General features: G+C 70.4%; 11 protein-coding genes. 6 read left to right on the forward strand and 5 right to left on the reverse strand.

The window, feature by feature from the left end:
• Nucleotides 1–47 precede the first annotated feature (47 nt).
• Nucleotides 48–1,319, forward strand: a complete 1,272-nt coding sequence (locus NQZ70_RS25915; RefSeq protein ID WP_237245610.1) for a serine hydrolase — start codon at nt 48–50, stop codon at nt 1,317–1,319.
• Nucleotides 1,320–1,392: 73 nt separating this feature from the next.
• On the opposite strand, the gene NQZ70_RS25920 is transcribed toward NQZ70_RS25915, so the two are convergent.
• A complete protein-coding gene (locus tag NQZ70_RS25920; RefSeq protein ID WP_129576588.1) occupies nt 1,393–2,937 on the reverse strand; it encodes a hypothetical protein in 1,545 nt (514 codons plus the stop codon).
• A gap of 26 nt (nt 2,938–2,963) precedes the next feature.
• Complete coding sequence (locus tag NQZ70_RS25925) at nt 2,964–3,242, reverse strand: hypothetical protein (protein ID WP_129576589.1); 279 nt, start codon at nt 3,240–3,242, stop codon at nt 2,964–2,966.
• Between the two features lie 73 nt (nt 3,243–3,315).
• On the opposite strand from NQZ70_RS25925, the gene NQZ70_RS25930 reads away from it, so the two are divergent.
• From NQZ70_RS25930 to NQZ70_RS25950, 5 genes are all read left to right on the forward strand, one after another.
• A complete protein-coding gene (locus NQZ70_RS25930; RefSeq protein WP_129576590.1) occupies nt 3,316–4,803 on the forward strand; it encodes a DUF6896 domain-containing protein in 1,488 nt (495 codons plus the stop codon).
• A gap of 45 nt (nt 4,804–4,848) precedes the next feature.
• Nucleotides 4,849–5,496: an RNA polymerase sigma factor gene (locus NQZ70_RS25935; RefSeq protein WP_129576591.1), complete on the forward strand. Its 648-nt coding sequence runs from the start codon at nt 4,849–4,851 to the stop codon at nt 5,494–5,496.
• A complete protein-coding gene (locus NQZ70_RS25940) occupies nt 5,472–6,800 on the forward strand; it encodes a FecR domain-containing protein (protein WP_129576592.1) in 1,329 nt (442 codons plus the stop codon). The genes NQZ70_RS25935 and NQZ70_RS25940 overlap by 25 nt, the downstream gene beginning before the upstream one ends.
• Nucleotides 6,797–7,870 (forward strand): hypothetical protein, encoded by a 1,074-nt coding sequence (locus tag NQZ70_RS25945; protein WP_129576593.1) that lies wholly within the window; start codon nt 6,797–6,799, stop codon nt 7,868–7,870. The genes NQZ70_RS25940 and NQZ70_RS25945 overlap by 4 nt, the downstream gene beginning before the upstream one ends.
• A gap of 61 nt (nt 7,871–7,931) precedes the next feature.
• Nucleotides 7,932–9,005 carry a hypothetical protein gene (locus NQZ70_RS25950; protein ID WP_129576594.1) on the forward strand — a complete coding sequence of 358 codons (1,074 nt, stop codon included), beginning with the start codon at nt 7,932–7,934 and terminating at the stop codon, nt 9,003–9,005.
• 75 nt (nt 9,006–9,080) lie between these two features.
• On the opposite strand, the gene NQZ70_RS25955 is transcribed toward NQZ70_RS25950, so the two are convergent.
• The 3 genes from NQZ70_RS25955 to NQZ70_RS25965 are packed head-to-tail and all read right to left on the reverse strand — an operon-like array spanning nt 9,081 to nt 12,721.
• A complete protein-coding gene (locus NQZ70_RS25955) occupies nt 9,081–10,202 on the reverse strand; it encodes a cupin-like domain-containing protein (protein WP_129576595.1) in 1,122 nt (373 codons plus the stop codon).
• Between the two features lie 32 nt (nt 10,203–10,234).
• On the reverse strand, nt 10,235–11,755 hold the full coding sequence (locus tag NQZ70_RS25960) for a tryptophan 7-halogenase (RefSeq protein ID WP_272829114.1): 1,521 nt from the start codon (nt 11,753–11,755) through the stop codon (nt 10,235–10,237).
• A gap of 27 nt (nt 11,756–11,782) precedes the next feature.
• The gene (locus NQZ70_RS25965) at nt 11,783–12,721 is read right to left on the reverse strand and encodes a phytanoyl-CoA dioxygenase family protein (RefSeq protein ID WP_129576596.1); all 939 of its coding nucleotides are present in this window, start codon (nt 12,719–12,721) and stop codon (nt 11,783–11,785) included.
• Nucleotides 12,722–12,780 lie beyond the last annotated feature (59 nt).

Raw genomic sequence — 12,780 nt, forward strand, 5'->3', positions numbered from 1 at the left:
CGCCCCCGCTCGGAGAGGCATCGACGGTCATGAGAAGGCGGGAGTTCATGGGAGCTTTGATCAGCGTGGCGGCGCCGGGGTGCGCGTTGGGCGGGGCCGAGGAGGAGGGGCAGCCAGGGCAGGACGCGGGGGCCGGCGCGCTGGCGCCCGCGCGCGAGGTGATGGCGGCGGAGGTGGCGGCGGGGCAGATGCCGGGAGCGGTCTGGCTGGTCGCGCGCGGCGACGACGTGCACGTGGACGCGGTGGGCGTGACCGAGCTCGGCGGCAGCGCGCCCATGCGGCGGGACACGATCTTCCGGATCGCCTCGATGACGAAGGCGGTCACCGCGACGGCGGTGATGATGCTCGTCGAGGAAGGCAAGCTCGACCTCGACTCCCCCGTCGACCGATGGTTGCCGGAGCTCGCGAACCGGAAGGTGCTGGCGCGCATCGATGGTCCGATCGACGAGACGGTGCCCGCGGAGCGGCCGATCACGGTGCGCGACCTGATGACGTTCACGATGGGCTTCGGAATCTCGTTCGACGCATCGTCGCCGATCCAGCGGGCCATCGACGAGCTCGGGCTCGCCAACGCGCAGCCGGTGCCGATGACGCCGCACGGGCCAGACGAGTGGATCCGACGGCTCGGGACGCTGCCGCTCATGCATCAGCCGGGGGCGCAGTGGATGTACAACACGGGGAGCCTGGTGCAGGGGGTGCTCGTGGGGCGCGTGGCCGACCAGGGCTTCGATGCGTTCGTGCGCGAGCGCATCCTCGCGCCGCTCGGGATGCGGGACACCGACTTTCACGTCCCGGCGAACAAGCTCGCTCGGTTCGCGGGCTGCGGTTACTTCACCGACGAGCAGACGGGGGAGAAGACGCGCATGGATCGCGACGGGGCCGAGAGCGCCTATGCCAGCCCGCCGGCGTTCCCTTCGGGCGCCGCCGGGCTCGTGTCGACGGTGGACGACTACCTCCAGTTCGCGCGCATGCTCATGAACGGCGGTGTGCACGAGGGCCGGCGGCTCTTGAGCGCCGCCTCGGTGCGCGAGATGACGGCCGATCACCTCACGCCGGCCCAGAAGGCGGCGTCCTCGTTTTTCCCAGGCTTCTTCGAGACGCACGGCTGGGGTTACGGGCTGGCCGTCATCACGGCGCCGGACGTCGTCTCGGAGGTGCCCGGGCGCTATGGCTGGGACGGCGGGTTCGGGACGTCCTGGATCAATGATCCGGGCCGCGGGCTGATCGGGATCGTGATGACACAATCCGCCGGCTTCCTGTTCTCGGGGGCTCTCGAGCGTTTCTGGCGCAGCGTCTATCTCGCCACCGAATCGGCATGAGCTGCGGCCCGCCAGCGGCGGGTCGCCAGCTCGGTCCGGGCGCCCTCGATGAGCGGCCCGGCGTTGAGCGATGTCAGCTGCGGGCGAGCGTCAGGATGCGGTCGTTCGTCGTGAAGAAGAGGCCGCGCCGGTTGAGCACCATGTCAGGGCGGTCCCATAGCTGGCGCTGGTAGTCGGCCACGACGGTGGAGGCGCCGGAGCGGATGTGCTCGACGTGCCAGTCGCGGGAGTCGGGCTGTCCGGTAAGCGCGAAGATGTCCCGGTCCTCGACCACGACGTGCGCCGGGGGATGGCGCGTCTCCGCGAGGACGACGGGCTCTACGCCGGTGCGCTTGTCGACCCCGAGGATGGCCCTGCGATCAGGGTCGGCCCACAGCACGTGGGTCGCATTGAGGGCGAGCTTGGGGTACCAGGTCGCCGGGATGGGGTGCTCGCCGAGCGACGCGAAGCGGCTCGGGGCGCCGGGGCGGTGGTGCGGGTGGCGCCATAGCTCGAGCCGGCCAGCCGAAAGCTCGCACCAGTAGAGGTGCTCCTCGTCGCAGGCGAGGGAGAAAGCGCTGCCGGCGGGCTCGTGGAGACAACGAGGCGTGGGGTGCTCGAATTCCATGATGGTCGAGCGCTGGACGACGAAGGGCGCGCCCCGCTCGGGGTCGGGCACCATGGCCTGGTTGACCCACGCCATGAACCCGCGAGCGTGGACGAGGCTCATCGGTCGCGCCTGGTTTCTTGCCATCACGATGAGGGGGCTGCCTTCCGTCAGGACCTTGGAGATGGTGCCCGCGTTGGCGTGCGCGACGAAGAGCATCTGGCTGACCGGCGGCGCGAGCTCGAAGAAGGGATCGGTTCCGGCGAGCAGCACGACCGGCGAGACCCGGCCGGGTTGGAACATGACGATGTCGTTGCCGTCGCCGGAGTACAACGCGTCTCCGTCGGTCACGAGGCCCGAGAGCCGGCCGCTCGAGGAGACCCCAGCGACCGCCAGGCCGGCGCCGGCCGCGAAGGGCGCCGGCTGTGCGCGCAGGCGGCGCACCTCGGCCGCGATCGCCTCGGCGCGCTCGAAGCGAGAGAGGTTGTCGGCATTGCCCATCGCGCGGACGATCGTCCGGAGCCGCTCCCGCAGGGCTTCGGGGATGTCGCCGAGCTGGCTCTTCTTGCTCGATACGACCTCCCAGGAGGCGAACAGCCGCGCTGCGCCGCGGAGAGCGGCCTCCGATGTGCCGGGCGCGGAGGCCGCGGCGATGGCGGTCGGGAGGCCAAACCCGAGGAGCAGATTCTCTGGCAGCATCTCGTAGGCGGGATATCCGGACCAGGGACCCGCGCCCGTCCCGAGCCAGGCGAGCAGCGCGGCACAGGCGAGCTCAGGAGTCGCGTACGAGGCGCGGAGGCGCCGCTCGGCCTCGGCGACTTCAGGCGACATCGGGCCGAGCGGCAGCCCGTTGGCGTCGTCCTCGAAGCGGGGCAGATCGGGCGCGAAACAGGGCGGCGCGGCCGCGAGCCACAGGCGCCTCGCCTCCTGCGCGGTTCGGGCTCGCTCGCGCTCCTCTTCGTACTCGCGGAGGGGACCCGGCGCGCCGCGCGCGGCGAGCCACCGGACGAGCGCGGGGCCGTCGACGAGCATCGCGTCCGAGCTCCAGTCGGGCTTCCTCAGGCTGCGGGCATGGTGAAAGCTGATGGACGCGAGGGGCTGGTCTGGTCGTGCGCGAGGAGCTCCACCGTCAGGTCGCCGAGGCACATGCAGTGAAAGGACGGCCCCCCTTCCTGGATGCGGAGGTGCTCTCGGAGGGCGCGGAGGTCCTCGATCCCGCGCGCCTCGGCGAGCACATGCCGCTCCGTGGCCCGGCCGCGGCCGCCATCGAGCACACGGGCAGAGGTGGCGCGGGCGAAGAGGGCGTCGAGCGAAGCTTGTGTCGGGAGGGAGCTCATGTCGACAGGAGCATGCCATGGGATGCGATCGCCGGTGCGCCATCCAGCGGAGTTCGATAGGATTGCGCGCACCATGCTCCACCTGCATACCCTCGGCCAGAGGCTCGCGCAGGCCACGCAGACGCAGCCGGAGAGCGCAGAGAGCGTCGCTCGGGCTGCTCTCGATCTCGGCGTCGAGCTCCCCGGGGACCCGTGGGCGAGATGGCTCCTCGTCGCCCTCCATCGCCACATCCCGCGCCAGCGCTGGGTCGGTCGGATCGTGGAGCAGCACCTGAATGGAGACCTCGCGAGGCTCGCGACGGACGGCGCGCTCGGAGCTCCGGTGGACCGACCCCAAGCGGGACCGGTCCCTGGTCTGGAGGGCTGGAGCTACTTCTTCCATGGGATCGGCTGTCGCCTGACGCACGACGACGGCACCGAGATCGACGTCGACATCGACGAGAACGGCGCGGACTCGATCGACCCCTGGTTCTACGAGAGCTACCTCGATTCGCTCCCGGAGCCCGAGGGGATCGAGGCTTCGTTGAAGGGCGCCGGAGGTACGGCGGCCTGGTGGATGGCTGACCTTCGCACGCTCAAGGCGCTGAAGCTCATCACGGGCGAGCACCGCGTCGTGCTCACCGCTTCCGGCCAGACGCTCGCGGGCGCGCTCGCGCCGCTCCTCGAAGAGCTCGCACGGTCCGAGTCGCCGCTCCGGCGCGCGTGGTTGGCGGTCCTCCTCGGCGACTTCGTCCGGGCATCCGACGAGCTGGCGTCGCTGGCGGTGCCGGCGAGCATCCAGGCAGCCGCGCAGGCGCAGGTCTTCGAGCGCATATCACGGCTCTCCGGCCCCTATGAGCTCGGCAACGCGGCAGATCTGCGAGCCCTCGCCCGACTGGGTCGACAGCACGCAGAGGAAGCGGTCCTCGCGCAGCTCCATCGCTCTCCCCTGGACGGCGTCACGAGTGTCGCGCTCGACATCATCGAGGACTGGAGCGATCCTCGCTTCGTCGAACCTCTGCTCGACGCCGCCGAACGCGCGACCGGCGAGGTCCCCCCGGCGCCTCACGTGCGCGCCACGGCCTGCCGGCTGGCCCTCCAGAGCGCCGTCGAGGTCGCCCTGTCCAGCAGCCTGCGCGGCCGTCTGGTAACGCTCCTCGCGACGACGGCCGGCCATGCAGCCGGCGAGAGCGCGTACATGCTGGCGCTGCTCGATCCCGACCGAGGGCTGGAGCGCCTCGCCGAAGTCCTGAGCTCGGACATCCCCTGGGCCCGCCAGGAGGCCGCGACAGGCCTCGCGCTCCTGGGGACCGAGGATGCCCTGGAGATCCTCGGGAAATCCTCATCGCGAGAGGCCCGGATCCTCCTGCGCGCCGTGGAGGGCAAGCCGCCGGAGCCGCATGCGGAGCCGCCCGAGGCGTGGATCGAGTGGCGGGGTGAGCGGCGGCGCGTCTACACCATGGAGGAGATCCTCGAGGCGAGCCTGCCCTCGTGGATGGCGTCATGCCTGGAGAGGCTGCGCCGGCGGTACGCGTCCCTCCCGACGGGCCTGCTGCGTTCGAAGATTCGTCGCTCCCCGTGAGCCGTGGGCCCGGCCCTCCGGAGTCTTCACGCGCAGGACCCCTCCGTGCGCGCTCGCCTCAAGCTCATCCAATCACCGCCCGCGCCTCGCGGCGGCGCATTCGTCGGCGATGACGCCGAGCTCGTCCAGGCCTTCCTGCGCGGGGATCCCGAGGCACGCGACGCCCTCTATGAACGGCACGCGGATCACGTCCACCGTGTTCTCTACCGGATTCTGGGCTTCGATCGCGACCTCGCCGACCTCCACCACGACGTCTTCGTCCGCGCGCTTCGCTCGATTGCGAAGCTCGAGGATCCCAGGAGCCTCAAGGGCTGGCTCACGATGATCGCGGTCCACGTCGCGAGGTCGTCGATCACCCGACGTCGGCGCCAGAGGTGGCTCTGGTTCCTGCCCGGCGATGAGCTGCCCGAGGTCGCCTCCAGCGGGCCCTCCGGCGAGGTGCTCGACGCGGTGCGGGCCACCTACGCCGCGCTGGAGGCGCTCCCCGCCGAGGAGCGCATCGCCTTCGCGCTCCGCTTCATCGACGACATGGAGCTCACCGAGGTCGCCGCGGCTTGCGCGACCTCGCTGGCGACCGTCAAGCGGCGCCTCGCCCGCGCCGTCGCGCGCTTCGAGGCGGAGGCGCGCAGACACCCCGCGCTCGAGCCGTGGATCGAGGGAGGTACCCGATGGGCAAATCCGAGCGATCGCTGAGCGACCTGGGTCGGCGCGTCGCGGCGCTGCAAGATCAGGCGCCGGAGGCGCGGCTCGACCACGTGCGAGGGCGCGCGCGGCTCGGCGCGGCCGAGCTCCGCGCCCGGCCCGCGACGAGGCCGCTCGCGGTCCGGCTCAGCGCGATCTCCGCGGCGGCGCTGCTCGCGATCGCGATCGCGGCGGGCGTCGTGATGCGGCCTCGGCCGCTCCAGTTCACGCTCGGCGCGGGCGAGCCCGGGGCCGTCGGCGCGTGGCTCGCGGCGCCGTCCACGGCCGAGCTCCCGATCCGTTTCTCCGATGGATCCTGGCTCCTGCTCGCGCCGGGAGGGCGCGCCCGCGTCGCCGCCGTCGACACGGACGGCGCCGAGATCGCGCTCGAGCGGGGCGCGCTCGATCTCTCCATCGTCCACGGCGATCACACGCGCTGGAGCGTGCGCGTCGGTCCGTTTCAGGTCCATGTGATCGGCACGCGCTTCGAGATCCGCTGGGATCCCACGGCGGAGCAGCTCGTCGTCGCGCTGCGTGAAGGGGCGATCACCGTCTCGGGGCCGGTCGTCGGTGACGGGCGCGCGGTTCGCGCGGGCGAGCGGCTCACGATCTCGCCCGCGGAGGGCACGCTCCAGGTCGGCGCGCTCGACGAGGCCCCGGCGCCCGCGCCCGCGGCCGCGATCCCCAGCGCGCCTGCGCCGAGCGCGCCGCCGGTCGAGGTGACGCCGAGCGCGTCCGCGCCTGGCCCGCCGGCGCGCGTCGTGGAGGCCGCGCCGCCTTCGCCGCACGTCCGCGCGAGCGCCGAGGTTACGGCCGCGCCGGCGCGACCGGCGGCACCCGACTGGCGCGCCCTCGCGCTCGACGCGAGATACAAAGAGGCCCTCGCGGCGGCCGAGCTCGAAGGGTTCGACGCGATCTGCGCGGCCGCGAGCGCTCATGATCTGCGCGCCCTCGGCGACGTAGCCCGGCTTGGCGGCAACCCGGCGCGCGCGGGGCAGGCCTTCACGTCCCTCCGCGCGCGATTCCCCGGCTCGCCGGAGGCGGCGGCCGCGGCCTTCATGCTCGGGAGGATCGCGCAAGATCAAAGCAAGGACCACGCGGGCGCCGCGGGCTGGTTCACGCGGTATCTGAGCGAGCGGCCGGGCGGCGAGAACGCCGCGGAGGCGGCGGGGCGCCTCATCGAAGCCGCGCATGAGATGGGGGACGAGGCCGGAGCGCGCCGAGCGGCGGAGCGTTACCTCGCGGCCCACCCGAGCGGCCCGCACGCGGCCTATGCGCGGAGGGTGCTCGCTCGTGGAGGGCGCGCGACGCCATGAAGCGCCGCTCTTCGGCGACGCGCCGCTCTTCGCCGCTCGCCCTCGCCTGCTCGGCGCTCGTCGCGATCGCCTCCGCCACGCCGCCCGTGCGCGCGGACGGCGAGGCGTCGACGGAGGCGGCCTCCACCGTCGCGGTGCTCTGCGCGCCCGGCGATCGCGTCGGCCTCCGCGTGCAGGCGGAGCTCGAGGCGCTGGGCTTCCGGGCCGTGCTGCTCGATCCCACGACCGAGGCGGCGTCGCGCGCGTCGCTGGAGGAAGCGGCGCGCGCGGCCGGCGCCGTCGCCGCGATCCGCGCGGTCCCCTCGGAGCGCGGCGTGGAGGTGTGGATCGCCGACCGCGTCACGGGCAAGACCGTCGTTCGGGCGATGGCCGGCGCCGAGGGCGCGCAGGGCGGCGACGCCGCGCTCGCGATGCGCACGGTCGATCTCCTGCGCGCGAGCCTCCTCGAGGTCGCCTTGCCGGAGCCGCCGCCGGGTGAGGTCCCTGCGACGGCCGAGATCCGCGCGAAGCTGGCCCTCCCCGCCCCCGGCGCGCTCGTGGAGAAGCCGCCGCCCGCGCTCCGCTTCTCGCTCGCTCCCGGCATGCTCTTCAGCCCCGGCGGCTTCAGCGCCGCGGCCAGCGTCGATGTCGGCGTCGCCTGGATGCCCAGCGCGCATGCCGGCGTCAGCGGGTTCGCAGCGATCCCGCTGGCGAGGCCGCGTGTCGAAGGCGCGCAGGGCGCCGCCGATCTCGCGGCGCTGCTCGCCGGCGTGGGCCTGCGCTTCGTCCCGACCCCCCGCGCGGCGCGGTGGGCGCCTTCGGTGGATCTCGGCGCAATGGCCGTGTCGCTCCAGAGCGACGGAACGGCGAGCGCGGGCTTCGTCGCGCGCTCCGTCTCCGCGGCGACGGCGGCCCCGTTCGCGCGCGCCGGCCTCGCCTTCGCGCCCACACCCACGCTCCGCGTCCGCGCCGACGTCCTGGTCGGCGTGATCGTTCAAGGGGTCTCGATCCAGCTCGGCGCCAGCAAGGCCGCGACCTGGGGACGGCCGCTCGTGCTCGCCTCAGCCGGCGTCGATTTCGGTTGGTTCTGATGAGCCGTGGCCGGCACCGCCGAGGTCTTCAATTGAGTGAGCTCGCCTTGGAGGTGATCGAATGGAACATTGGATGACGGCCCTCGCGGCAGCGGTGGTGATCGTGAACGGCGGGTGCGCCCCGATCGTGCTCGGCCCGGTGGAGGAGGAACCACTAGAGGAGGAGCCGGTAGAGAAGCCGCCCTCGCGCAGCGCCGTCGCCGTGCGGTACGGTGATCTGTTGTCAGACCCGTACAACGCGCAGGTGCTGGGGAACGGGATGCAGTTCCAGCACCAACCGCACCCCGACTCGCTCGCGCTCTTCATCAGTGATGCCGCGCAGGAGTGCAGCCTGCCGCTGATCGGGTGGACGCCGGACGGGCTGGCCGACGCTCCGGCCCCTTACGCTTTCTGGCAGATTGCGTTCTTCATCCCGCCGGAGCTCAACCGGCCCGGGCTCATCGATCTCAGGGACTTTCGCATCATGTCGTACGGAATCTTCTGGGAGCACCCGCGCTTCGGCCACGCCTCCGTCGGCCCCGGGTCGAGCGTCATCGGAGGGGTGTGGGAGAAGACGCTCGAGATCGTGAGCAGCGACGCGAGCTCCGTCTCGGTGAAGCTCTATTGGGGGATGCCGGCGTGGCAGGTCGAGGTGAACGGCGTGCCGTACGCGCCCGATGTAGATTTCGGCGGCGACTACACGGCCACGTTTTGCGGCGATCCGCCGCCGCAGCTCCCGCCCTCGCCCGGGCGCGCGATCCCTGGCGCCGCGCTGGCCGCGCCTCCGGACGGGCCGATCCCGGATCCCGACGCGCTCTACCTGTTCCTCGGGAGCGCGGCCGAGAGCTGCGCGGATCCCTGGTCATCCGTCGCGTGCACCGGCACCTCGCGCGTGACGTTGCGCCTCCCGCCGGACTACCAGAAGCCCGGGATCCTGGATCTCACGGATCCAGCCATCGCTGCGTCGTTCACCCAGTCGTGGGGCGCGCCCTGCACGGCGGCTGAGCTCGTCAGCGGCGTGTTCGACGGCGGCACGATCGAGATCCTGAGCATCGACGAGAGCGGGGTCTCGTGCAGGGTGTACGGGTCCCATACCGACCTCACCCATGGAGGCTTCGACGCCGACGGGCTCTACACCGCGTCGAGCTGCCCCTGAGGGCTATTTGCAGAGCATTCGGATAACGAGCGTCGCGAGGCGCTCGCAGCCGCCGCGACGTCCTTGCGCGCGTCGCTACAGCAAGGTCGTCAAGTCCGGCGGGCAAACGGCGTAGGGGATTCGCATCAGAAAGAAGTTCACCGAGAACGAAAACGACGTCGACCGGACGTCGTGGAACCACCCCGCAGGCAAGAACAGCATCTCACCGGCGTTCAACGTGACGAACACAGGATCACACTTGGAGGTGACCTGATGCTGCGGCTCGAAGGGATCGACCGTGTTGCACGAGTCGAGCCCGGCATGAATGACCCTCGGTGACAGCAGAGGGGCGTGGTGGGGCGAGACGAGCGCGATCCGCTTGGTGCCGACCAGCTGTGACAGGAAGTTGTCGAGCCAATCGCGATGCAGGGGTGTCTTGGTCCCGGCGGGGCCGATCCAGAACTTTGCATACTGACACAAGCCCTCTGGAACGAACGGTGGATAATCGAGCCAGAGGTGCCAGTCCCACGGAACCCCATTGCTCGCGGCATAAGGACGAGGGGTGGCCTGCGCGGAGTCAGCCAGGCCATCGCCGTGGGACGCCAGATACTCGGCGAGGCTCAGCTCCTCGGTCTGCATCGTCTCCTTGTAGATGTCCGCGGCATAGTTGCCGGTGCGCACCTCGACCGACGCATCGCCGAGCTCGGAGCGGATCCGTTCGATCGTCCAGGGAGCGGCGTCCCGCTTGGGCATGGCGTCGACGATCACGGCAGGGCGGCTCGCCATCGCGTAGCGCTGGATGAAGTCCGCCGGCGAGAGCGCTGCGATGCTGATGCGGTCGACCTCCGCGCAGCTCCGGCTCCGGGTGATCTCCTCGATCCGTGCCTTGCCCGCGGGCGAGATCGACATGAACCGATCGCGGAACGAGCTGAGCAGCGGCGGACTTCCGGTCATCGAGACCGGGCCGCGGACGCAGCCCAGGCTCGCGATGTCGGCGAGGTCCGCCGTGGACAGGAAGATGCTCGCATCGGGACGACCGTGCTTACCGTCCTCGACACGAAGCGTCTCGCCGTGCTCGGTCCGGTCGACGACCACATAAGCACTCAGCCGCTGGTCTCGAACGGTGAACTGGACGACGGTCTGTGGCTTTCCGTCGGCGACCGACGGCAGCAGCGTACGGACGATGTCGTGCAGGTTCGTGTGTAGTTGAGATTGCATGCGTGGCCTCGTGTCGAACCAGCGGGCCTCGGCTATCCGCGTTGCCAGGCGAAGCCATCGGTCGAAGGGATCAGGCCCTGGGGTCGCACCGAGCTCTCGCGTGCTCGGCGGTGGCCGAACATCGCTTGCGTCTGGATCTGGCGCACCTCCGCCGTGAAGCCTTCCATGAAGTGCTCGGCGCTCAGACCGGCCTCGAGCGTCGCTGGCGCGCTCTGGCCGGGCAGGCCGTCGACCTGCATCGCAAGCTGGTTGCTCAGCATGCCCTCGAACCACTCGCCCATGCCCTGCCGGGAGCGAAAATAGTCCTCGGCGTGGTTGAACACCGGCTCGTCGACGCTCGATGCTCCCGCGACCAACCGGATGAAGGCGTCGTTGGCCCTCTCGCCGGTGTTGAGCACTTTGCGCGCCTGCCAGAAGTACGAGTCCGCTTCCTGATGCATGTCGTAGAACGACAGCAAGAACTGGTAGAAGTTTCCGAACTCGCGCCGGTAGCGGAACTCGAACTCTTCGAACGCCTCGTGCTCGTCGATGTCACCCGCGAGGCAGCTGTTGATCGACCGCGCCGCCAGGAGCGCCGAGTAAGTCGCCAGGTGAACGCCTGACGAGAACACCGGATCGATGAAGCAGGCGGCATCTCCGATCAGAACCAGGCCGGGCTTCCAGAATCGCGTGTTGCAGTACGAGTAATCCTTGCGGACACGAAATTCGCCGTACACGCCCTCGGTCACGCGCGTGGCGGGCGCGAGGTACTCTGCGATGATCGGGCAGGAATCCACGAAGCTCTGGAACGCCTGCTCGGGCCCATCCTGGATCCGCTGCGCGGCCTCGCGGGACACGACCGCGCCGACGCTGGTGAGCCGGTCGGACAGCGGGATGTACCAGAACCAGCCGTCGCGAAACGCGGCGCACAGGATGTTGCCGCTGCTCGGCGCGGGCAAACGCTTGCCATCGTGGAAGTAGCCGTAGAGCGCCACGTTCTGGAAGAACTGCGAGAACACTCGCTCGCCGACCAGCGCGTAGGTCTGGCCGCGGTGCCCCTCCGAGTCGACGATGTACTTCGCGGTCGCGGTTCGCTCGATGCCACGGTCGTCGCGGAACCGCACACGAGAGAACCGACCGTCTTCCTGTTCCACGCGCACCACGGGATGCTCCTCGCGAACATCGACGCCCTTCTCGCGCGCGGCGTCGAGCAGCATCTTGTCGAACACGCTGCGCTCGACCTGGAATGCATAGCCGCCGGGGACGCGGGGATTCTCGGCGAACCGGAAGGTCCACGGCTCGGGGCTCTTGCCCCAGCGAAACGTGCCGCCTTGCTTGCGCGTGAAGCCGGCCCGCTCGATCCGGTCCCTGATCCCGAGCAGGCCGCAGATACCGTAGGTGGTGGCAGGCAAGAGGGACTCGCCGATCTGATGGCGCGGGAACTTCTCCTTTTCGAGCAGGAGCACGCTGTGGCCCTGCATCGCGACGAACGAGGCGACGGACGACCCACCGGGCCCCCCGCCTAGAACGATCACGTCGAATTGCTCGTCTTGTTGCACTGTCGCTTGTGTCATCGCCCAGTCCTCTCGTCGAACGCGGTGCTAGAACAGCCCCAGGCGCTCGCGCATCCGGTTCCACATCAGGAACGCCATGAAGCTGACGAACGAGGTCGCTCGCGCCGGACGCGCGCTGGCCTCGAAACCCGCTATTTCTCCGATCGTCAGCTCGTCCTTCCCCGCGGCATCGAAGCAGTCGAAGAGCCGCCTGAAGTCGCGCCGTCCATGGGTCATCACGACCGCCTTCAGGAAGCCGCCGCGGACGAGCTCGGCGCGGCGGACCCGGGTCTCTCGGTTCATCATCCGGATCGAAACTGCCACCCGGCGCGTGTCCTTGTCCTCGGTGCGGTGGATCACGTCGCCTCGCAGCAGCAGAAGATCGCCGCGGCCGAGCTGCGGAGTCACGGCCAGCTCGTCGAGCGCATAAGGCAGGACGCCGTGAGTACCGCCGGCGTCGTTGTCGTGGACGATCGTCACGCCATCCTTCACGACGAAGCGCGTCGCGCCGCGCCCGCGGAGCCGGGCGGCGAGCTCCGGGCTACGCGCCGCAAAGGCATCGAACGGAATCACGCAAAGGTTGGACCGTTCGCGCGCCGGTTTCACGATGGGCACGTAGAAATTCAGATAGTCGTGGTGGTTCTGGTAGGCGAAGTACGACACCGCGTCTTGGTGCCACGCCGTCCCGATCTCGCCTTCGGTCGTGAAGTAGGCGCTGCCGAACGCGCAGACCGACGCGATGTCGACCCGCACGCTGCTGGCGCCCGCGACGGCGCGCGCCATGACCGCCAGCTTGTCGTCGATCGCGCTTCGTGCGTCGGCAGAGACTTGCCGGACTCCGTACGACGTGTCGACCCCAGCACTCGCCGCGTAGTCGGCTTCGAACCGAGCGATTTCTGCGTCGTTCAGAAACGAGCGCACCACCACATAGCCGGTGGAGTCCAGGTCTTCGAGGCGAGCATGGGTCGGGACGTCGTGGGCGAGCATTCTTCATGTCCATGTCCGCACTGCACGCGCCTCGTCACGCATATGCCGGTGATCGGCCG

The organism is Sorangium sp. So ce836, from assembly GCF_028553905.1.
Lineage (GTDB): Bacteria > Myxococcota_A > Polyangia > Polyangiales > Polyangiaceae > Sorangium > Sorangium cellulosum_D.